Raw genomic sequence first — 20448 nt, 5'->3', positions numbered from 1 at the left:
CTCAATGGACATAGCCGCAATCATCGCCGAACGCGACCCATCCGACATCCTCACCTGCGACGGCGCCATGGCCGTGCGCGACGCGGTCGGCCTGCTGGCGGGCAAGCGGATCGGCGCGCTGCCGATCGTACAGGACGGCGAAGTGACGGGCATCTTTTCCGAACGCGACGTGGTCTATCGCCTCGCCAACGAAGGGGCATTGTGTCTCGATCGCAAGGTGTCCGAAGTGATGACTTCGCCTGCCATAACCGTCGCGCCATCCACGCGCGTGGACGAAGCGCTGGCGTTGATGACCAAGCGACGGATCCGCCACCTGCCCGCGCTCGACAATGGCAAGATGGTCGGCTTCGTGTCGATCGGCGACCTCGTCAAATCCCGCTTCGATCGCGTCCAGGAAGAAGCGGAGCAGTTGCGCGTCTATATCCAGAGCGCTTGAGGAGGCGGGCGCGTGACCCTACATTGCCCCCATGGCCGATGAAACCACGCTGACCGCCCACAAGGTGCCCGAACTGACCGAGGCCGCCGCCGCGCGCGTCGCCGCGATAGCGACGAAACAGGGCGCACCCGCACTGCTGCGCCTGTCGGTAGAAGGTGGCGGCTGCTCCGGCTTCCAATACAAGTTCGGCCTGGCCGAGGGTATCGAGGAGGACGACAGCGTCAGCGAGACCGGTCCGGCGAAGCTGGTGGTCGATGCGGTCAGCCTCGACCTCGTCGCCGGCAGCCGCATCGATTTCGTCGAATCGCTCGGCGGCGCGGCATTCCGGGTCGAAAACCCGCAGGCGGCGGCAGGCTGCGGCTGCGGCTCCAGCTTCGGCATTTGAGTTAGACGCGCGCGTTGGGCTGCGGCATGAAGCGGCCCATGCGTATCGCGACCTTCAACATCAACGGCGTCAAGGCGCGCCTGCCCCGCTTGCTGGAATGGCTCGAAGAGACACGGCCAGCCGTCGCCTGTCTGCAAGAGATCAAGAGCCAGGACGAGGGCTTCCCAGCCGACGAATTCGAGAAGATCGGGTATCACGCCATCTGGCACGGCCAGAAGAGCTTCAACGGCGTGGCGATCCTTGCGGACGGCGAGAAGCCGGTCGAAACCCGGCGCGGCCTTCCCGGTGATCCCAACGACGATCAGGCCCGCTATCTGGAGGCCGAGATTGGCGGGGTGACGGTGTGCAACCTCTATCTGCCGAACGGCAATCCGCAGCCGGGGCCGAAATTCGACTACAAGCTCGCCTGGATGGAGCGATTGCGCGCGCACATGGCCCAGCTGTGGGCGCGCGAGGTCCCGGCGATCGTACTGGGCGACTTCAACGTTATCCCGCAGGACAAGGATGTGTGGTCGCCCGGGGCCATGGCCAGCGACGCGCTGATGCAGCCCGCCTCACGCGATGCCTATGCGCGCCTGTTGGCGGATGGCTGGACCGATGCGATCGCAACGCTCAATCCGCGGGGCGGTATCTGGACGTTCTGGGACTACCAAGCCGGTGCCTGGCAGCGCGATCATGGCTTTCGCATCGACCATTGCCTGCTCTCGCCAGAACTCGCCGACCGGCTGGTCGCGGCCGGCGTGGACAAGGAATATCGCGGGCGCGAGAAAGCCAGCGATCACACCCCCGTGTGGGTCGAGATCGCCGATCGAACCTGAGCGGGAAGCGTCGGGCGGCCCGGCACGGACGCGCCCGGCCCCATATCAACGATAGAAGACGTGGCTGCTGATCGTGGCGCGCGCGATCTTGCGGTTGCTCCAGCTCGGCCGGACGCGCGTGGCATGGAAATAGAGCGAATCGCGCGCCTTGCTGTCCCACAGGTCCTCATGCGCGATGCGCGCGATCTTGCGCGCCCGTTGCCACGCGCCCGAAGCGCGGCGGATGGACGGCATGCGGCCGCCCCGCACGAAGCTGAACTGGGACCGCTGGTAGACGACGCCGCAGTAATCGGAGGGGAATACATGCGATTCGGCTCGATTGACGATTACCCGCGCCACGGCGAGCTGCCCTTCGAGCGGTTCGCCGCGCGATTCGAAATAGATCGCCCCGGCCAGGCACTCCATCTCCCGCGACAGGCGCTTGGGCGTATCCATGTCGGATACGAGCTCGCGCAGCGAGGATGCGGAGTCCTCATCGGCCTTGGGTGTCGCCACCGGCTCTGGCAGCGGTTGCACGACGGGCTCCGAGACCATGACCGGCATGGTCTCGTCCACCAGCGCGGGTTCCTGCGCCGTGTCGAGCGAGAGAGTTTCGGTCTGCAGTACGCCCTCTTGGGCGAAGGCGCCGGTTGCCTCGGCACCGAAAAATCCGACGACACCTGTGGCGATGATCGCCGCGGTGCCAAACTTCAATTTCTTCTGACCCATTTGTCCCACGGATCACGGCGGTGAACGCCCAGACACAGGCTGGAACCCGATTGCGTTATTGGCATTGTAGAGTTGGGTTCGTTGCAGGCCTGCCGGCCGCCCCCCGTCTGCGTGCTCAGCCCACGGCCGTATTGCCGTTGCGGATAAGCCTGCGCGTTCGGAAGATGGGCGGCCAAATAGGCGCCACGGCTTTCAAGTCAACTTAATGCGGCAGAATTGCGGCGAACTGTGGCCCGTCTGCGACATCCACTTCGATTACCCAGAGATCAGGGTCCTGGGCATGCCGCTCCAACCCATAATCATTATATTTTTCAATCGTTTGCTCGGGAATTACGGTCCAGGTCCGGCCTCCGTCGAGCTGCGGCATCCTTTCCAGATATTGCGGATCGGCACCACGATTTACGGTTAATATAAGGATCGATCCGGCGTCCCGGTCACCTTTGGCAATAACCATTGCGGTCCCGCCGTGCGCCTCCGCCAGCCGCCGAATAGCGGCAACCTCCAGGTGAGTGGGAAGGCGACTATCCATGATCGACCTCGATTCGGGCGGCGCAGCACGTGGCTGCGTCCGGGCTAATTCGCGCTTGTCGCATAGCCCGGCAGCGAGGAGAGCGGGATGCGCGATTTCATGAAGGTACCCGTCCCCCTCCCGATCTCATCGCCATCGGCGTCGACCAGTCGCGATTCCGCCACGAGAATCCGCTTGTGCCCGCTGATCCAGCGCCCTTCCGCCACCACTTCTCCGGCCCGAACGGGCTTGGTAAAATGCAGGTTGAAGGACGTGGTCAGCAGAAAACGATCGGTCACCAGGGTGTTCGCGGCATAGAAGGCCGCATCGTCCAGCATCTTGAAATAGACCGTGCCGTGCGCCGCGCCCGCCGCATGATACACGCTTTCATCGACGGAGAAGGTAAGCCTGGCCTCCCCCGCGGCGGGGATGGTTATCGATGAGGGGAACAGCGCATTGACCGGCGCAGCCGCATAGAGGCGCTCCAGCGCGCGATGGTGGCCGTCCGCGCCCGCGGAAGGGTCAGGCGGCGTCACGGTCCGTGGCGTTGGTGATGAGGGCATAGAGTGCCTCGGTGCTGGGTGCCTCGATCAGCGCGCGACGCATATCCTCGCCCCGCACCATGCGCGAAATGGCGGCAAGCGCGTGCAGGTGCTCCGCACCCGCCTGCGCCGGAGAAAGCAGCCCGAAGACGAGATCGACCGGCATCGCGTCGGCCGCCGCGAAATCCACCGCGCCATCCAGCCGGATCACGGCGGCGAGGGGGCGCTCTAGCCCTTCCATCCGCGAATGGGGTATCGCAATCCCGTTCCCGAACCCGGTGCTGCCCAATGCTTCGCGCTCGACCAGGGAGTCCAGTACGGCTTCCCGGTCGAGCCCGTAGACGCCCGCCATAGCATCGGCGACCGCCGCAAGGACAGCAGGCTTGTCCCCGGCAGCAGCTTCGATAACGGCATCCGGATGGAAACGCACGGAGGGGTACATTTCTGCTCGAGTTCCTTCGGTGTTTCACAGTGTCCGCCGATCGCCTCGCTCTCGGGCGGCATCGGGACAAGAGGCAACCGGCACGTTCGCGGGCCGCCCTAGTGCGGTTCGACCCAACCGATCGTACCGTCGCGGCGGCGATAGACCATATTGTGTCGCCCGGTGCCAGCATTTTTGAAAAACAGCGCAGCCGTGTCGCGCAGGTCCAGCATCATGACCGCGTCGGCAACGCTCGCTTCGGGCACGTCGGTCTTGGTCTCCGCAACCACCAGCGGCGCATCGGCGGCTTCATCCTCGTCGTCATTCTCGGCTTCGTTGGCCGCGAAGATGCGATAGGCCGCTTCCTCTTCCGCCTGGGTATGCGATGCCTGTGTGTGGCGGTCCTGCAACCGGCGCTTGTAGCGGCGTAGCTGCTTGTCGAGCTTCGCCGTGGCCTGATCCAGCGCCTGATGCGCGTCATGGGCCTCGCCATGCGCCTTGATCACGAGACCGTGCATCACATGCGCCACGATGTCGCAGGAAATTGCGCTGCCAGCCTTGCCGAAAGTGACATGGGACGACAGCGCCTGGGTGAAATATTTCTCGACGATGGCGTTCAGGCGATCCGTCGCATGATCCTGAAGCGCTGAACCGGTATCGATCTGGTGGCCCGAAACGCGAATATCCATCGTCACTCCTTCAATGTTGTTGGCCGTTTACCGGCGGGTCTCTCCTGTAACGCGCGAACCGCCTAGCGGCTCCACAACGGATCGGTGAGACGAGCGAGAAATGCGCGGTGTGCGGCCAGTTCCGCCTCGCTTGCTACATGGGGGCGGGGTTCGCGTCGTGGCCCGCGCTCGACCCGCGCGCTGGCGACCGCGATCGTGCTGGCCTCGCTTTCCAGTTCGGCGTCGAGCCCCAGGCCGATCTGCCGCCCACCGGTCAGCTCCACGTAAAGCTGGGCGAGCAGTTCGGCATCGAGCAACGCCCCGTGCTTCACGCGGTGGCTACGATCGATCCCGTAGCGGGTGCACAGCGCATCGAGCGACAGCTTCGCGCCAGGATGCTTGCGCCGTGCGAGCGCGACCGTGTCGACCATCCGCCCCATCGATACGGCAGGCAATTCGCACAGCGCCAGTTCGGCATTCAGAAAACCGAAATCGAACCCCGCATTGTGGGCGACGAGGGGGTCCTCGCCGATGAAGTCGAGCAGCGCCGTTACGCCATCGCGAAACAGCGGCTTGTCCGACAGGAAGATCGCCGACAGGCCGTGCACCGCTTCCGCTTCCGCCGGCATGTCGCGTTCGGGATTGAAATAGGCGTGGAACACTTCGCCGGTGGCGACGCGGTTGACCAGCTCGACGCAGCCGATCTCGACCAGGCGGTCGCCGGTTCGGGGATCGAGGCCGGTGGTTTCGGTATCGAATACGATTTCGCGCATGCGGGTGATTATCGGACTGCGAACGGCGTCGGGCAAGGGGGTGGGGCGGTCTCAGTCCCCGGCGGCGTGGATTGCGCGCAATTCCTCCACCAGATCACGTATCGCCGCCTCGGTCTGTGCGAGGGAGACGCCGGTATCGATCACGTGATCCGCCCGTTTGCGTTTCTCGGCATCGGGCACCTGAAGGGCCAGAATGTGCGCAAACTTCGTCTCGGTCATGCCCGGCCGGGCCAGTACTCGGCAGCGTTGTATCTCTTCCGGCGCGGAAACCACCACCACGCGATCGACCGCCTCATGCCCGCGCTTTTCGAACAATAGCGGAATATCGAACACGATCAGCGGCGCATCGCGATGGCGCGCGAGAAATTCCGCCCTCTTCTTGCCCACGGCCGGGTGGACGATCCCCTCCAATTCCTGAAGCGCTACCGGATTGGAGAAAACCAGCGCGCCAAGTGCTTCACGTGAAACGCCCCCATCGCCGGTCGATCCCGGGAAGACAGCCTCGATCGCGGCAACCAGTTCGCCGTCCGGCCCTTGCAGCGCCCGCACCACCGCATCTGCATCGAACACTGGCACCCCGGCCGCCTCGAACATGGCGGCGACGGTCGATTTGCCCATTCCGATCGAGCCGGTGAGGCCGACGATCATCGGCTCCGTCATCGAACGAGCAGCGCACGCAGTTCGGCGTCTTGTTCGCGCGGTGGCTTTGCGCCGAAGAACCGTTCGAAGGCGAAGGCCGCTTGGCCGATCAACATCGAAAGCCCATCGATCGTGGCGAACCCGGCTTCGCGCGCGCCCTGCAGGAACGGGGTGTCGACCGGGTCGGTCACGATATCGTACGCGATCGCGCCGGGCGGGGCGTGGCTCCAGTCGAAGGCGAGCGGAGGCTGTCCGCGCATACCGAGAGGGGAGGCATTGACGATGAGATCGCAGCAGCCCTCGCGATCATCGAAGGCGAAGTCGGTCGGGTCTGCAAAATGCGCCAGATCGACGGCGTGGTGCTCGCCTTCGGGAGCGAGTTCGTCGAGAAGCGCGCGCGCCTTGGCCGGATCGCGGCCCGCCAGGACGATGACGAAGCCCTCGGCCGCCAGCGCCGAAACGATCGCACGCGCCGCACCCCCGGTGCCAAGGATGCGCGCCATGCGGAAATAATGCGTCTCGCCCAGCCTGTCGCGGAGCGGCTCCAGGAAACCCGGCGCATCGGTATTGTACCCGGCCAGCAGCCGGTCGGAGACGGGACAAATCGTGTTTACCGCCCCGATCGACGCGGCCGGTTCCTCGATCGAATGGAGATTCGGCTGGACCATTTGCTTGAGCGGCATGGTGACATTGCAGCCACGCCAGTCAGGATCCGCGCGGCGCTCGGCGAGAAAGTCACCGATGTCGTCGGGCGTTACGCGCGTGGCCCGATATTCCGCCTCGATCCCGAGCTTGGCGAGCCAGAAGCCGTGGATCGCCGGGCTCTTGGACTGCGCGATGGGATCGCCGATAACCTCGGCATAGGGAACGCTCATGCAGCAATCGCCTCGCGATCGCGCAGCGCGGCCAGCACTTGCAGCAACGGCATTCCGAGCACGGTGAACTGGTCGCCGATGATCGCATCGAACAATTGCACCCCGCGCCCCTCGATCCGAAACACGCCGACGCATCCGGCGACCGCCGGCCATTCGGCACGCAGATAGCCTTCGATGAATTCGTCGGACAGCGCACGCACCCGCAAGCTCGCCATATCACCGCCGATCCATTCGATCCGGCCATCGACCGCCAGCGCAGCGGCACTGTGCAGCCGCATCGTCTTGCCGGAGAAGAAGCGCAGATGCTCCGCGGCCTCGATGCGCGAAGCGGGCTTGTCGAAGCGACGCCCGTCGACCTCGACCAGGCTGTCGCTGCCCAGCACCAGCCGTCCGGGATGATCGCGCGAGATCGCCGCCGCCTTGGCCGCAGCAAGCGCCTGCGCCACTTCGGCCGGTTCGGCATCCTCCATCGCCGCCTCGAGTGCCCGCTCGTCCACATCGGCGGGCCATGATTCGAACGGGATGCCCGCCGCGCCCAGCATGGCCCGGCGCGATTCGCTCTTCGAAGCGAGCAGCAGGGCGGGATATTCGGTCAGATCGGCTTCTCCCCGGGCTTCACGCGTTCCTTGCGTTCGGTGAAGATACTGATCACCGCCGCCGCGGTTTCCTCGATCGACCGACGCGTGACGTCGATCACCGGCCAGTTGTTGTCCGCGAACAGGCGCCGCGCGAAGCGCACCTCTTCCGACACCCGCTCCTTCTCCACATAGGCGGTCTCAGTCGCTTCGTTCAGCGAAAGCAGCCGGTTACGTCTGATCTGGACCAGCCGGTCGGGTGCGGTGGTGAGGCCGACGACCAGCGGATGGCGCAATCCGAACAGCGCGGGCGGAGGCGGGCTTTCCATCACCAATGGAATATTCGCCACCTTAAAGCCGCGATTGGCGAGATAGATGCTGGTCGGCGTCTTCGAACTGCGCGAAACGCCGGCGAGCACGATATCCGCCTCCTCCCACTCCTCCCAGCCCACCCCGTCGTCGTGCGCGATGGTGTACTGGATCGCATCGACACGGTCGAAGTACGCCTCGTCCATGCGGTGCTGGCGACCGGGCCGGCCATGCGCCTCCTGCCCCAATTGCCGTTCGAGCGAATCGACAACGTTTTCGAGCGCATCCACGGAAGGAAGCGACAATTCCCGGCAATGATGTTCCAACGCGGCGCGGGTATCGGGATTGACCAGCGTATAGAGCACCAGCCCCGGGCTCTCGGCGAGTTCGGGCGCGATCCGGTCGAGATGCTGGCGCGATCGCACCATCGGCCAGAAATGCCGTATCACGTCGATATTCTCGAACTGGGCCAGCGCGGCCTTCGCCACCATTTCGAGTGTCTCGCCGGTGGAATCCGAAAGGAGGTGCAGATGCATGCGGCTCATGATGCGCGCGAGCCTGCACGCGGGGGTGTGGAGAACGCAAGGCATAAACGTGCGGACAGGCCTGGGGATGAGGCGGTGGACCGATTCCACCCCCCGCTATGCCGGGTTTCGCCCGCGGGCTTGTCCGCGTGCCGCGCGATAATCGACAGGCTCTGGATAAGCGGGAAAACGAGTCTTTGACTCACGTCGGCGGGCGAGTCGGATGGTGGCAAAGGGGTGGCTCGTGCGGGAGAATTCGGGCAGGGATGCGCCATCCCCGCTTTCCACAGGGCCAACAGACTCCATCATCCTATCTATAAATAAGTATATTATTGGATTCCCGACCCGATGCCCGGACCTCTCCTCGACACGCTGCGCGGCACGCGCGGTTCCACCGTTCCGCTCTGGCTCATGCGGCAGGCCGGTCGGTACCTGCCAGAATATCGCGAGCTGCGGGCTGAGAAGGGTGGTTTTCTCGACCTCGTCTACGACAGCGAGGCGGCGTGCGAGGTGACGCTGCAGCCGATCCGGCGCTTCGGCTTCGACGGGGCGATCCTGTTTTCCGATATCCTGATCGTGCCCTACGCGATGGGACAGGACCTGCGCTTCCTGGCAGGCGAGGGCCCGCAGCTTTCGCCGCCGCTGGAGGACACCGCACTCGATACCCTGACGGGCGACCGCACCCGGCTGGACGCGATCTATGATACCGTGCGCCAGGTACGCGCCGCGCTGGACGACCGGACGACCCTGCTGGGCTTCGCGGGCAGCCCGTGGACCGTCGCGACCTACATGATCGCGGGCGAGGGCAGCCGCGACCAGCATGCCGCCCGCGCCATGGCCTATCGTGATGCGGAGCGCCTTGGCGAGATCATCGATGCCATCGCACGGCTGACGGTGGAATATCTGATCGGCCAGATCGATGCCGGGGCGGAAGGGGTGCAACTGTTCGACAGCTGGGCCGGCAGCCTCGCGCCCGATCAGTTCGAACGCTGGGTGGTCGCGCCCAATGCCTGGATCGTCGAGCAATTGCGTGCGACGCGGCCCGGTGTCCCGATCATCGGCTTTCCGAAGGGCGCGGGCGAGAAACTGCCGCTGTATGCGCGTGAAACCGGGGTCGATGCGCTGGGGCTGGACGAGACGATCGATCCGCACTGGGCGGCGGCCAATCTGCCGCGCGAGCTGCCGGTTCAGGGCAATCTCGATCCGCTGCTGATTCTCGCCGGCGGCGATGCCATGGTGGAGCGGACGCGGGAAATCCTCTCTGCCTTCGCCGACCGTCCGCATGTGTTCAATCTGGGCCACGGGATCGACCGGCGCACGCCGATCGCGCATGTCGAGCGGCTGGTTGCGACGGTTCGCGATTGGCAGGGCTGATCTGAACGGGTAAGGGCTGTGCTCATGCAGGAGACTCTCGGCTTGCTGTATCTCTGGCTCAAGGCCGGCCACATCATCTTCATCGTGTTCTGGATGGCGGGATTGTTCATCCTGCCGCGCCAGATGCTGTACATGCACGCCGCGCCCCCCGGTTCGGCGGAAGAGGCGCTGTGGGCGAAGCGCACGCGGATGCTGTCCAAGGTGATCCTGATCCCTTCGATCATTGTCGTGTGGGTGCTCGGCCTGTTGCTCGCGCAGACAATCGGGGCGTGGGATCAGGGCTGGTTCCATGGCAAGCTGGCGCTCGTCGTCCTCCTGTCCGGCTATCATGGCTGGATGAGCGCGAATGCGAAGAAGATGGCGAAGGGTGCGCGTCCGTTGACCGAACGCGCGTTGCGCCTGTGGGGCGAAGTGCCCGCGGTGATCCTGGCGCTGGTGGTGATCCTGGTCGTCGTCAAACCGTTCTGACGATCCTGCGAAAAGCATGTGAGGTGAATTGACGGGCCTCGCGCTCGCGCCTATTTTACCTCCTACCAACCGGCCTTGCCGCCCTTCCCGGTCGCGGCGCGGTCCAGCTTTCCCCAAGCCTGCCCTACGAATTCTCGCGGGGCCCGAACGGATCGGTCGGCCTCCCCTTACTGGAATTAAAAGACAATGCATCTCAAGGAACTCAAAGCGAAGGCCCCGGCCGACCTCGTCTCGATGGCCGAGGAACTGGGCGTCGAAGGTGCCTCCACCATGCGCCGGCAGGACCTCATGTTCTGCATCCTGCGCGAACTGGCGGAGGACGAGGAATACGACGAAAAGATCATGGGCGTGGGCACGATCGAGGTGCTGCAGGACGGCTTCGGCTTCCTCCGCAGCCCCGAGGCGAACTATCTCGCCGGTCCCGACGACATCTACGTCTCCCCCAATCAGGTCCGCAAATGGGGCCTGCGCACGGGCGACACGGTCGAGGGCGAAATCCGCGCCCCGCGCGAGGGAGAGCGCTATTTCGCTCTCACGAGCCTCAAGAGCGTCAATTTCGACGATCCTGAGGCGGTGCGCATGCGGACCAATTTCGACAATCTCACGCCGCTCTATCCCGAAGAAAAGCTGACGCTCGACAATGTCGATCCGACGGTGAAGGACAAGAGCGCACGGGTGATCGACATCATCAGCCCCCAGGGCAAGGGTCAGCGCGCGCTGATCGTCGCGCCGCCGCGGACCGGTAAGACCGTGCTGTTGCAGAATATCGCCAAGGCGATCACCGACAACCATCCGGAAGTGTTCCTGCTGGTGCTGCTGGTCGACGAGCGGCCCGAGGAAGTCACCGACATGCAGCGTTCGGTCAATGGCGAGGTCATTTCCTCGACCTTCGACGAACCGGCGCAGCGGCATGTCCAGGTCGCCGAGATGGTGATCGAGAAGGCGAAGCGGCTGGTGGAACACAAGAAGGATGTTGTGATCCTTCTCGACTCCATCACCCGCCTCGGCCGGGCCTACAACACCGTGGTGCCCAGCTCGGGCAAGGTGCTGACCGGCGGTGTCGACGCCAATGCGCTCCAGCGGCCGAAGCGCTTCTTCGGTGCCGCGCGCAATATCGAGGAGGGCGGCTCGCTCTCCATCATCGCCACCGCGCTGATCGATACCGGCAGCCGCATGGACGAGGTGATCTTCGAAGAGTTCAAGGGCACCGGTAACAGCGAAATCGTGCTCGATCGCAAGGTCGCGGACAAGCGCATCTTCCCGGCGCTCGATGTCGGCAAGTCCGGTACCCGCAAGGAAGAGCTGCTGGTCGACAAGGACAACCTGTCCAAGATGTGGGTCCTGCGCCGGATCCTGATGCAGATGGGCACGATCGACTCGATGGAATTCCTCCTCGACAAGATGAAGGATTCCAAGAGCAACGAAGACTTCTTCGCGACGATGAATCAGTAGGATGTCCGAGATGCCCGAACCGGTGCGCGTGGTCATTACCGGCGCACCGGGCGCGGGCAAATCGGCTCTCCTTACAGAATTGGCGGGGCGGGGCTATGCGACCGTCCCGGAGGCCGCGCGGGTCATCCTGCAACAACCGGCGGGTATGGCGCTAAGGGAAAAGGAGCCGCAAGGCTTCGCCCACGCAATGCTCGAGGCCGATCTCGCATCGCATGCTGCCGCGAAATACAGCCCGACCATCTTTGATCGCGGATTTGCCGATATCGTCGGCTTCCTGCGGCTGGAAGGGTGTCAGGTCGGCGACGAGATAATTCGCGCTGCCAGGAACTCTCGCTATTCGGGGCCTATTTTCCGTGCCCCTCCCTGGCGCGATATCTACACGCGCGACGATCAGCGCATTCAATCGTGGGACGAAGCGGTCGCAAGCGATGCAGCCGTCTGTGCGGCATGGCGCGAGTACGGCTACGAACTTGTCGATCTTCCACTGACCGATATCGCCGGGCGAGCCGACTTTCTCTTGACGATGGCGGGCGGCTAGCTCGCCCGTCGGAAGCTGTCGGCCCGCGCCAGTTCCCACATCCGGTTGAGCGTCGTCGCGCGCGGGTTCTCGATCAGCGCGCCTTCCTCGACGAACTCGTAGATATGGTCGACCGCGTCGGATCGGGCGGCGTTGAGGCGTTCGCGCAGGTCGCACTGGTTGATGTCCCACGGGGATTCCAGCCCCATCGCAACCACGATCTCGCGCAGCGACTTCACCGTGGCGCGCTGGAAGCGCGCCACGCGCGGTGCCTTGTCGGAAATGACCAGCCCTTGCTGGCGCCATTCCTCCTGTGTCGCGACGCCGGTCGGACACTGGCCCGTATGGCACCGCAGCGACTGGACGCAGCCGAGCGCAAACATGAAGGGGCGGGCGGCGTTGCAGTAATCGGCGCCCAGCGCGAAGGATTTCGCCATCTGCGCGCCCGAGTGGATCTTGCCCGCATTGGCGATCTTGATCTTGTCCTTCAGGCCGGTCCCGACCAGCGCGTTGCGCACCAGGATCTGCCCTTCGCGCAGCGGCATGCCGACGCTGTTGGATAGCTCCAGCGGTGCCGCCCCGGTCCCACCTTCCGCTCCATCGACATTAATGAAGTCGAGCAGGATGCCGGTTTCCAGCATCGCCTTGGCGATTGCCAGCACCTCGTGCGGCTGGCCTACACACAGCTTGATTCCCACCGGCTTTCCGCCCGACATCTCGCGCAGCGATGCAGCCCATTCGAGCATCTCGATCGGGGTGGAGAAGGTCGAATGCGCGGCGGGCGAGACACAGGTTTCCCCGACCTTCACGCCCCGCGCCTCGGCGATTTCCTCGGTCACCTTTTCGCCCGGCAACACGCCGCCGTGCCCGGGCTTGGCTCCCTGGCTCAGTTTGATCTCGATCATCTTGACCTGATCGGTATTCGCCTGCTCGGCGAAGCGATCCGGGTCGAACCCGCCATCTTCGCGGCGGCAGCCGAAATAGCCGCTGCCCAGCTCCCAGATCAGGTCGCCCCCATGCTTGCGGTGATAGCGGCTGATCGAGCCTTCCCCGGTGTCGTGCGCGAAATCGCCCTGCTTTGCGCCGAGGTTGAGCGCCTCGATCGCATTGGCGGACAGCGAGCCGAAGCTCATGGCGGAGATATTGAGCAGCGCGGAATTGTAGGGCTTGTCGCATTGCGGCCCGCCGATATCGAGCCGCCAGAATTCCGGCAGTTCGCTGCGGGGCACGATGGAGTGGCTCATCCACTCGTATTCTTCGGAATAGACGTCCAGCTCGGTGCCGAAGGGATGATCGTCGAGATCGCCCTTCGCGCGGGCATAGACCAGCCCGCGTTCCTGGTGGGAGAAGGGCCGGCCCTCCATCTCGTCCTCGACGATATAGGCGCGGGCGAAGGGCCGCAGGTCCTCCATGATCCAGCGGATTCTCGACACCAGCGGATAGTTCCGCCTAAGTGTATGATTGTTCTGAAAGAAATCCCATATCGCGATCACCGCTGCCGGCGCAACGAGGATCAGCGCCCAGGGCCAAACCCATGCGAAGAGCGCGCACAGGACCACCAGGAGCAGCGGTGTGGTGTAACGCCACATTCCGGTCAGCCCAGGTGCTGGGCGAAGAATTCCTCCGTGCGGGCATCGGCCTTCTGAGCGCCGGCCTCGTCGCGCCGTTCGCCGAATTGGGTTGCGAAACCATGATCGAGACCGGGATAGTCGTGCAGCGTCACTTTCGGGTGATCGTCGAGCCCGTCGTGCATCGCCTTCTGCGTTTCCTTGTCGTTGAACCCGTCTTCGGTCGGGATGTGGAGCATCAGCGGATTGGCGATCGCGTGCGCCTCGTCCAGCATCTCGTCCACGCCGACCGCATAATAGCCCACGGTCGCATCGCTATCGGTCCGCGCGGCAGTCATGTAGGCGAGCTTGCCGCCCAGGCAGTAACCCACGGCTCCGACCTTTTTCCCACCGGTCTCCGCCCGCGCCCATTTGATGGTCGCCTCGATATCGCGAATGCCCCGATCGGGATCGAAATCCTCCATCAGGGAGAGAGCCTTCTTGAATTCGGGTTCCACATCGGGATCGAGCTCGATCTCGCGCTCCAGACGCCAGAAAAGATCCGGCGCCACGGCGAGATAGCCTTGCTCCGCCAGCAGATCGCACTTGCGACGGATGCCTGCATTCACGCCGAAGATTTCCTGTATCACCACAATCGCCGCACGGGGTTCCTCTGCCGGGCGGGCGACATAGGCGGTGAAATGCTCGTTGCCGTCGATGGTATCGATCGTGACGTTCTCGCTCATCCCGATATCTTCCTGTATTGCCGGTTCGATGGTTCGTTCGCGACCGGCGGGACTTGCGTCGCGCGCCGGGTGGTCCAAGATGGGCCGCGATAGCCTAAACGGAGAACTTGCGATGAAGGTCCACGTCGAAATCGAATGTACGCCGGAGGAGGCGCGTTCCTTCATGGGCCTGCCCGATATCAGCAAGGCGAACTCGGTCTATTCCGACAATATGGCGGAGGCGATGCGCGGCGTGACCTCGCCCGATCAGCTTCAGGATCTGGCGCGCACGATGGCGCCGATGGGGCAGATGGGTCTCAAGCTGTTCCAGAACTTCGTCGAGGGTAGCATGGGGGGGCGCACGCCGGGCAAACCGACCGACCCTTCCGGCAGCGACAAGGCCTGACGTTTCCGCGCTTCGAGCGCGAGCCACGACGATGACGACGATCTTCGCTCTATCGAGCGGCGCTCCGCCCGCCGCGATTGGGATCGTGCGGATCAGCGGGCCCGAGGCGGGTCAGGCGCTCATTCGACTGTGCGGTGCTTTGCCGCCCGAGCGTACCGCCAGTTTGCGCACGGTCAGGGACGCGGCTGAGGAAGTTCTCGACCGCGCGCTGGTGCTGTGGTTTCCCGGCCCCGCCTCCGCGACCGGAGAGGATTGCGCAGAAATCCACTGCCACGGGGGGAGGGCGGTCATTGCCGCTGTCGAAACCGCGCTGGCAGCTATGCCGGGTCTCGCGCGGGCCGAGCCGGGTGCGTTTACCCGGCGCGCCTTCACCAATGGCCGGATCGATCTCGCCGAGGCGGAGGGGCTGGCCGACCTGCTGACGGCGGAAACCGAACTTCAGCGAAGGGTGGCGCAGGCACAAGCGAGCGGAGAGGCGTCGCGGCAGGTCGCGGAATGGCGCGACGAGGTGCTGCGATTGTCCGCTTGGATCGAGGCGCTGCTCGATTTTTCGGATGAGGACGACGTCGATACGCTGAGCGAAGACTTTAGGCGAGATGTGGATCGGCTCGTTACGGCATTGGAGGGCTGGCTGGCGCGACCACCCGCCGAACGGTTGCGCGATGGGGTACGGGTCGTCCTCTCGGGCCCGCCCAACGCGGGAAAATCCAGCCTCTTCAACATGTTACTGTCGAGCGAGGCGGCAATCATATCGCCCGTCGCCGGGACGACACGTGATGTGATCGAGCGTCCGGTTGCGATCGATGGCGTGCCTTTCGTGCTGATCGACACGGCAGGGCTACGGTCGGAGACGGGGGACGAGATCGAGGCGGTCGGGATTGCACGCGCGGCGGAGCAGATGGCCAGTGCGGATATAGTATTGTGGCTTGGCACCGAGGGTAAGGGGCCGGATGGTGCGCTCGAAATCGAAACGCGTGTCGACCTAGAGGATCAGCAAAAGGAAAATCCTGCTGCTCGTGTATCTGGAAAGACTGGGGAAGGGCTTTCCGCTCTCGCTGCCATTCTTGTCGAACGGGCCCGGACACTGCTTCCGCGCCCGGGAGAGAGTGCTGTCAATGCGCGGCAGCGCCGATGTCTGGAGCGCGCGCATGGTGCGCTTCACGAGATCGGCAATGCGAGCGATCCGCTGCTGATCGGGGAATCGCTGCGTGCGGCAAGGGCGGCCTTTGACGATCTGCTAGGGTACGCCTCGACCGAACATATGCTGGACGCTTTGTTCGGACGTTTCTGCATCGGGAAATAGGCATGTTCCACGTGGAACGATCCTGACGCCATAGTCAGTTTGTTTCACGTGGAACGGGTGGCCTCGCCATTGAGCATCGGATACAGACGGCGCGTGAGCATGTATGATGTTATCGTGGTGGGTGGCGGGCACGCCGGTGTCGAAGCGGCATGTGCCGCCGCACGCATGGGGTGTCATACTGCTCTGCTGACTTTCCGCGCCGACAAGATCGGGGCGATGAGCTGCAATCCCGCGATAGGGGGCCTGGGCAAGGGTCATCTGGTTCGGGAGGTCGATGCGCTGGATGGCATTATCGCGCGCGCTGCAGATGCCGCAGCGATCCACTACCGCATGCTCAACCGCTCAAAGGGCAGCGCGGTCTGGGGTCCGCGCATACAGGCGGACCGAACTCTATTCCGCCGAGCGGTGCAGCAGGCGGTATCGGATCAAGAAGGCCTCGAGGTGCTTGAGGGTGAGGCTGCGGCGCTGGTCATCAAAGGTGGGGCGGTCGTCGGTGTCGACCTGGCCGATGGAGGGCGGGTTGAGGCGCATGCCGTGGTTCTTTGCACGGGGACATTTCTAGGGGGTCGTTTGTATCGGGGTGAAGAGCGCCTCGAGGGCGGACGCATCGGAGAGAGTTCCGCCCATCGGCTGGCCCAGCAGGTGCGTGAACTCGAACTCCCGATGGGACGGCTCAAGACGGGTACGCCGCCGCGGCTCGACGGACGCACGATAGACTGGGCGCGGCTCGAAGAGCAGCCCTCCGACAGCGAGGCATGGACCTTGTCCGACCTTGGACCGGGGCGAGTGAATCCCACCATCTTCTGTTCGGTGGCACGGACTACACGGGCCGGGCACGATCTCATTCGTGCCAACCTCGATCGCTCTCCGCTATTCTCCGGGGCGATCGGCGCGGAGGGGCCGCGCTATTGCCCATCGATCGAGGACAAGATTCATCGGTTCGGCGATCGGGAGGGACATCAAGTCTTTCTCGAACCAGAGGGGCTCGATACGTCACTCGTCTATCCGAATGGGATCAGCACCTCGCTGCCAGTGGATGTGCAGGAGGGATTTCTCCGCACCATGTCGGGCCTCGAGTTGGTGGAGATGGTCGAGCCGGGCTACGCGGTAGAGTATGATTACATCGATCCCCGGGCGCTTGATCGCCAACTCGCCTTGCGGGCCTTGCCGGGTCTCTACTGCGCCGGCCAGCTCAACGGCACCACGGGATACGAGGAGGCAGCCGCGCAGGGACTGATCGCGGGCATGGGAGCGGCAGGCAGGGTGCTCGGCCGCGAGCCCATTCGGCTGGATAGGGCGAACAGTTACATGGCAGTGATGGTGGACGACCTGACCCTCCAGGGCGTGACCGAGCCCTATCGCATGCTGACCGCGCGCGCCGAATACAGATTGCGGCTGCGTGCGAACAATGCGCCCACGCGCATTACGCCGCTGGGTATTGAAGCTAGGGTGGTCGGACCGGACAGAGCCAAGTGGTTTGCCGAACGCGAAGAGCGACGGGCGAAGATCGATTCTCGGCTGGACCATGAGGCAGGGCCACAGGATCTGCGAGCCTTGGGGTTTTCGGCGAAGGATGACGCGGGGCGCCAGACGCTGCGTGAGTGGCTGCGTTTCCCCGGTGTCGACCTGCATACCCTGGCTCCGATGCTCAAGGTGCCCGAGATCGCACTCGATCCTGAATTGGCTCAAGAAGTGGCAGAGGACGCCGCCTATGCGCCCTACCTAGCTCGACAGGAAGCCGAGCTGCGCGACCTGCGCGCGAGCGAAGGCGTGACTTTATCCGGCGACTTTCCCTACCATTCGGTTCCCGGTCTGTCGCGAGAGATGATAGAGCGCCTCGAAAGCGCTCGGCCTGATACTCTTGCGGCTGCGGGGCGCGTACCCGGTGTGACGCCCGCTGCTTTGGCAATCCTGCTGGTCCACGCCAAACGCGAACGCGTATCGGCATGATCGAAGATGAAGTCAGTGCGCGCGAATATGTCGCTCGATGGGGCGATGACGCGGCGATGGAGCGTCTGGACACGCTCGTCGCCCATCTCGGGGTTGAGAACAGGAGGCAGAATCTGGTCTCCGAGAAGACCTTGGCCGAAGTCTGGCAAAGGCACATCGCCGATAGCGCGCAGCTCTTGGAGTACGTTCCACGTGGAACATCCCCTTGGTTGGATCTCGGAAGCGGGGCGGGGTTTCCTGGATTGGTGCTAGCTGCCCTACAGCCGGAACTCCCGATTTACCTCGTCGAATCGCGCCGCAGGCGGATCGAATGGCTCGAGCAAATGCGCGATGTGCTGGACCTGCCGAAGTGCGAGATTGTCGGCCAACGTGTGGAAACGATCCAACCCATCGCGGCTGGAGCCATTACCGCACGTGCCTTCGCCCCTCTTGAACGCCTGCTTGCGCTTTCGGCCGAGTTTTCCACCCCATCGACCCATTGGGTCTTGCCGAAGGGTCGGTCGGCGCGGCAAGAACTAGAAAGCCTGGAAGCCGAATGGGGTCTCCGGTTTCACGTGGAACCTTCGCTGACGCACTCGGAAAGTGCTATCCTAGTGGGGAAGGGTGTCGCTCAGAAAAGGAAGCGGGCATGATCACGATAGCGATTGCAAACCAGAAAGGCGGGGTCGGGAAGACTACCACTGCAATCAATATCGCCACCGCGATGGCGGCCACAGGTTGGAAGACGCTTTTGATCGACCTGGATCCTCAGGGAAATGCATCGACCGGGCTGGGCATCCCCTCAGGTGAGCGCTCTTTTTCCAGCTACGACCTGTTGGTCGAACAATCTCCGATAGCGGACTGTCTTCAAGGGACTTCGATCCCGGGCCTTGATATTATTCCGGCCACGCAGGATTTGAGCGGTGCCGAGGTCGAGCTCGTGTCGGTAAATGACCGTGCCGCCAGGCTGGACGGCGCACTTGGCAACCACACGCAACATGAAATATGCTTCATCGACTGCCCGCCTTCGCTTGGCCTGCTTACCCTGAACGCCTTGACCGCGGCGGATACGCTATTGGTACCGCTTCAGTGCGAGTTCTTCGCACTGGAAGGATTGAGCCAGCTGCTGCAGACGGTTGAGCAAGTCCAGCAGAGGTTCAACTCGCGGCTCGGGATAATCGGGATCGCACTCACCATGTTCGATCGCCGCAATAGATTGACGGACCAGGTAGCCGACGATGTCCGAGATTGTCTCGGCGAACTGGTGTTCAATTCGGTCATTCCGCGCAACGTGCGTCTTTCGGAAGCGCCGAGCCATGGCTTGCCGGCGCTTGTGTACGACCACGCCTGCGCAGGAAGCCGTGCCTATATGGCGCTTGCGAGCGAGCTGATCGCGCGTCTGCCTGAGAAGAGGAAAGCTGCATGAGTTCGTCCGATCCTGTCCATGCCGGCTCCGCACCCCGCGCCACCGATCGGAAGAAGAAACTCGGCAGGGGGCTCGGCGCGCTTCTGGGCGAGACACGACGCGAAGAGCCGTTCGTCCGTGACAATGACGGTGAAGCCGTTTCACGTGGAACAGGGGACAGTACCGGTGGAACGATGATAGGGCTTGCGTCGCTCCCGGTAGCGTCGATCGAACCGCTTCCTGGGCAACCACGCACCCGTTTCGATGAAGACGCCCTGGACGAGCTCTCACGTTCGATTGCCGCGCGGGGCGTCATCCAGCCTATCATTGTTCGCCCACTCGCTGGCGACCGTTATCAGCTCGTGGCCGGTGAACGACGTTGGCGGGCCGCGCAAAAGGCACGGCTCCACGATATTCCCGCGATCGTTAGGAATCTCGACGAGAGCGAAGTCATGGCGCTGGCCCTGATCGAGAATATCCAGCGCGAGGACCTCAACCCAATCGAGGAAGCGCGGGCCTATCAACAGCTGGGCGAGCAGGAGGGGATGAGCCAGAACGACATCGCCAAGCTGGTCGACAAGTCTCGCAGCCATGTCGCAAATCTGCAGCGTCTGCTCGCCCTGCCGGACGACGTAATTGCCTTGGTGGAAGAGGAAGCGCTTTCGATGGGGCACGCGCGTGCCCTGATCGGTCATGACGATGCATCCTCGCTCGCTCGCCAGGCGATCGCCGAGAAGCTGACGGTCCGCGACGTCGAACGTCTCGTTCGTTCGGGCTCGACGAAAGAGGAGAGCAAAGGTCGCCGGGGCAAATCGCCAGCGGACGGTGCAGAAAATGCCGACATCGCGGCGGTGCAGCGGCATCTGGAAGAATTTCTCGGTCTCACGGTTCGGATCAAGAGCGAAGCCGATTCGCGATCCGGCGCGGTGACCATTCGCTACCGCACCCTCGATCAGCTCGACCTGATCTGTCAGCGGCTCACCGGCGGCGAAATATAGATTAATAACAGAGACTTGGCGAGGATTGGGGAAGGCTGGAAGCCTCCCGGGACCGGCCCGGTGGCCTTATCATCCAGTCTTCGTGTAGTTCACCCGCTGGTCACGGCGCGACGGGGGGCGAGCAATCGCGCCTTCCCTAATAA

At 63.8% G+C, this 20448-nt stretch carries 25 protein-coding genes; 13 read left to right on the top strand and 12 right to left on the bottom strand.

All coding sequences use genetic code 11. The features are described from left to right. Positions 1-4: 4 nt before the first annotated feature. The 3 genes from MKP08_RS03725 to xth are packed head-to-tail and all read left to right on the top strand — an operon-like array spanning position 5 to position 1639. Positions 5-436 carry a CBS domain-containing protein gene (locus MKP08_RS03725; protein WP_241554940.1) on the top strand — a complete coding sequence of 144 codons (432 nt, stop codon included), beginning with the start codon at positions 5-7 and terminating at the stop codon, positions 434-436. Between the two features lie 31 nt (positions 437-467). Further along, positions 468-821, top strand: coding sequence for an iron-sulfur cluster assembly accessory protein (locus MKP08_RS03720; protein ID WP_241554939.1), 354 nt, complete (start codon positions 468-470; stop codon positions 819-821). 38 nt (positions 822-859) lie between these two features. After that, positions 860-1639, top strand: a complete 780-nt coding sequence (xth, locus tag MKP08_RS03715) for an exodeoxyribonuclease III (RefSeq protein ID WP_241554938.1) — start codon at positions 860-862, stop codon at positions 1637-1639. Positions 1640-1684: 45 nt separating this feature from the next. Here the strand turns inward: xth and MKP08_RS03710 are convergent, their stop codons facing one another. From MKP08_RS03710 to MKP08_RS03665, 10 genes are all read right to left on the bottom strand, one after another. Continuing rightward, a complete protein-coding gene (locus MKP08_RS03710; RefSeq protein WP_241554937.1) occupies positions 1685-2332 on the bottom strand; it encodes a cell wall hydrolase in 648 nt (215 codons plus the stop codon). A gap of 217 nt (positions 2333-2549) precedes the next feature. Next, positions 2550-2876, bottom strand: coding sequence for a DUF1491 family protein (locus tag MKP08_RS03705; RefSeq protein ID WP_241554936.1), 327 nt, complete (start codon positions 2874-2876; stop codon positions 2550-2552). A 44-nt stretch (positions 2877-2920) separates the two neighbouring features. Continuing rightward, positions 2921-3418 (bottom strand): PaaI family thioesterase, encoded by a 498-nt coding sequence (locus MKP08_RS03700; RefSeq protein ID WP_306300117.1) that lies wholly within the window; start codon positions 3416-3418, stop codon positions 2921-2923. Beyond that, the gene (locus tag MKP08_RS03695) at positions 3378-3839 is read right to left on the bottom strand and encodes a PTS sugar transporter subunit IIA (protein ID WP_241554934.1); all 462 of its coding nucleotides are present in this window, start codon (positions 3837-3839) and stop codon (positions 3378-3380) included. Before MKP08_RS03695 ends, MKP08_RS03700 begins: the two co-directional genes overlap by 41 nt. 98 nt (positions 3840-3937) lie before the next feature. Next, entirely contained in the window at positions 3938-4507 is a 570-nt protein-coding gene (gene hpf, locus MKP08_RS03690; RefSeq protein ID WP_215229386.1) for a ribosome hibernation-promoting factor, HPF/YfiA family, read from the bottom strand. Positions 4508-4569: 62 nt separating this feature from the next. Next, positions 4570-5259, bottom strand: coding sequence for a DNA polymerase III subunit epsilon (gene dnaQ / locus MKP08_RS03685; RefSeq protein ID WP_241554933.1), 690 nt, complete (start codon positions 5257-5259; stop codon positions 4570-4572). Between the two features lie 51 nt (positions 5260-5310). Beyond that, positions 5311-5919: a dephospho-CoA kinase gene (gene coaE / locus MKP08_RS03680; RefSeq protein WP_241554932.1), complete on the bottom strand. Its 609-nt coding sequence runs from the start codon at positions 5917-5919 to the stop codon at positions 5311-5313. Continuing rightward, positions 5916-6773, bottom strand: a complete 858-nt coding sequence (locus tag MKP08_RS03675; protein WP_241554931.1) for a shikimate dehydrogenase — start codon at positions 6771-6773, stop codon at positions 5916-5918. Before MKP08_RS03675 ends, coaE begins: the two co-directional genes overlap by 4 nt. Then, a complete protein-coding gene (locus tag MKP08_RS03670; protein ID WP_373418095.1) occupies positions 6770-7369 on the bottom strand; it encodes a nucleoside triphosphate pyrophosphatase in 600 nt (199 codons plus the stop codon). The genes MKP08_RS03675 and MKP08_RS03670 overlap by 4 nt, the downstream gene beginning before the upstream one ends. Then, positions 7366-8202: a pyruvate, water dikinase regulatory protein gene (locus MKP08_RS03665; protein WP_215229391.1), complete on the bottom strand. Its 837-nt coding sequence runs from the start codon at positions 8200-8202 to the stop codon at positions 7366-7368. Before MKP08_RS03665 ends, MKP08_RS03670 begins: the two co-directional genes overlap by 4 nt. Positions 8203-8529: 327 nt before the next feature. On the opposite strand from MKP08_RS03665, the gene hemE reads away from it, so the two are divergent. From hemE to MKP08_RS03645, 4 genes are all read left to right on the top strand, one after another. Then, complete coding sequence (gene hemE, locus MKP08_RS03660) at positions 8530-9555, top strand: uroporphyrinogen decarboxylase (RefSeq protein ID WP_241554929.1); 1026 nt, start codon at positions 8530-8532, stop codon at positions 9553-9555. Positions 9556-9579: 24 nt separating this feature from the next. Then, a complete protein-coding gene (locus MKP08_RS03655; RefSeq protein WP_215229393.1) occupies positions 9580-10023 on the top strand; it encodes a CopD family protein in 444 nt (147 codons plus the stop codon). Positions 10024-10209: 186 nt separating this feature from the next. Continuing rightward, positions 10210-11475, top strand: a complete 1266-nt coding sequence (gene rho / locus MKP08_RS03650; protein WP_215229394.1) for a transcription termination factor Rho — start codon at positions 10210-10212, stop codon at positions 11473-11475. A gap of 1 nt (position 11476) precedes the next feature. Then, the gene (locus MKP08_RS03645) at positions 11477-12013 is read left to right on the top strand and encodes an AAA family ATPase (RefSeq protein ID WP_241554928.1); all 537 of its coding nucleotides are present in this window, start codon (positions 11477-11479) and stop codon (positions 12011-12013) included. Here the strand turns inward: MKP08_RS03645 and MKP08_RS03640 are convergent. Beyond that, positions 12010-13581 (bottom strand): FMN-binding glutamate synthase family protein, encoded by a 1572-nt coding sequence (locus MKP08_RS03640; RefSeq protein WP_241554927.1) that lies wholly within the window; start codon positions 13579-13581, stop codon positions 12010-12012. The genes MKP08_RS03645 and MKP08_RS03640 overlap by 4 nt on opposite strands. Positions 13582-13586: 5 nt before the next feature. Then, positions 13587-14285 (bottom strand): dienelactone hydrolase family protein, encoded by a 699-nt coding sequence (locus MKP08_RS03635; RefSeq protein WP_241554926.1) that lies wholly within the window; start codon positions 14283-14285, stop codon positions 13587-13589. Positions 14286-14397: 112 nt separating this feature from the next. On the opposite strand from MKP08_RS03635, the gene MKP08_RS03630 reads away from it, so the two are divergent. From MKP08_RS03630 to MKP08_RS03605, 6 genes are all read left to right on the top strand, one after another. Then, positions 14398-14670, top strand: a complete 273-nt coding sequence (locus MKP08_RS03630) for a DUF6489 family protein (protein ID WP_241554925.1) — start codon at positions 14398-14400, stop codon at positions 14668-14670. Positions 14671-14701: 31 nt separating this feature from the next. After that, complete coding sequence (mnmE, locus tag MKP08_RS03625) at positions 14702-15973, top strand: tRNA uridine-5-carboxymethylaminomethyl(34) synthesis GTPase MnmE (protein ID WP_241554924.1); 1272 nt, start codon at positions 14702-14704, stop codon at positions 15971-15973. A gap of 93 nt (positions 15974-16066) precedes the next feature. After that, positions 16067-17923 (top strand): tRNA uridine-5-carboxymethylaminomethyl(34) synthesis enzyme MnmG, encoded by a 1857-nt coding sequence (gene mnmG / locus MKP08_RS03620; RefSeq protein ID WP_241554923.1) that lies wholly within the window; start codon positions 16067-16069, stop codon positions 17921-17923. Next, a complete protein-coding gene (gene rsmG, locus MKP08_RS03615) occupies positions 17920-18555 on the top strand; it encodes a 16S rRNA (guanine(527)-N(7))-methyltransferase RsmG (RefSeq protein WP_241554922.1) in 636 nt (211 codons plus the stop codon). The genes mnmG and rsmG overlap by 4 nt, the downstream gene beginning before the upstream one ends. Beyond that, positions 18552-19328 (top strand): ParA family protein, encoded by a 777-nt coding sequence (locus MKP08_RS03610; RefSeq protein ID WP_241554921.1) that lies wholly within the window; start codon positions 18552-18554, stop codon positions 19326-19328. Before rsmG ends, MKP08_RS03610 begins: the two co-directional genes overlap by 4 nt. After that, on the top strand, positions 19325-20305 hold the full coding sequence (locus MKP08_RS03605; RefSeq protein ID WP_241554920.1) for a ParB/RepB/Spo0J family partition protein: 981 nt from the start codon (positions 19325-19327) through the stop codon (positions 20303-20305). The genes MKP08_RS03610 and MKP08_RS03605 overlap by 4 nt, the downstream gene beginning before the upstream one ends. Positions 20306-20448: the final 143 nt, after the last annotated feature.

This window comes from Erythrobacter sp. LQ02-29 (genome assembly GCF_022576075.2).
Lineage (GTDB): Bacteria > Pseudomonadota > Alphaproteobacteria > Sphingomonadales > Sphingomonadaceae > Alteriqipengyuania.
The sequence above is the reverse complement of the archived record's forward strand: the minus strand, read 5'-3'. Positions and strand labels throughout refer to the sequence as shown.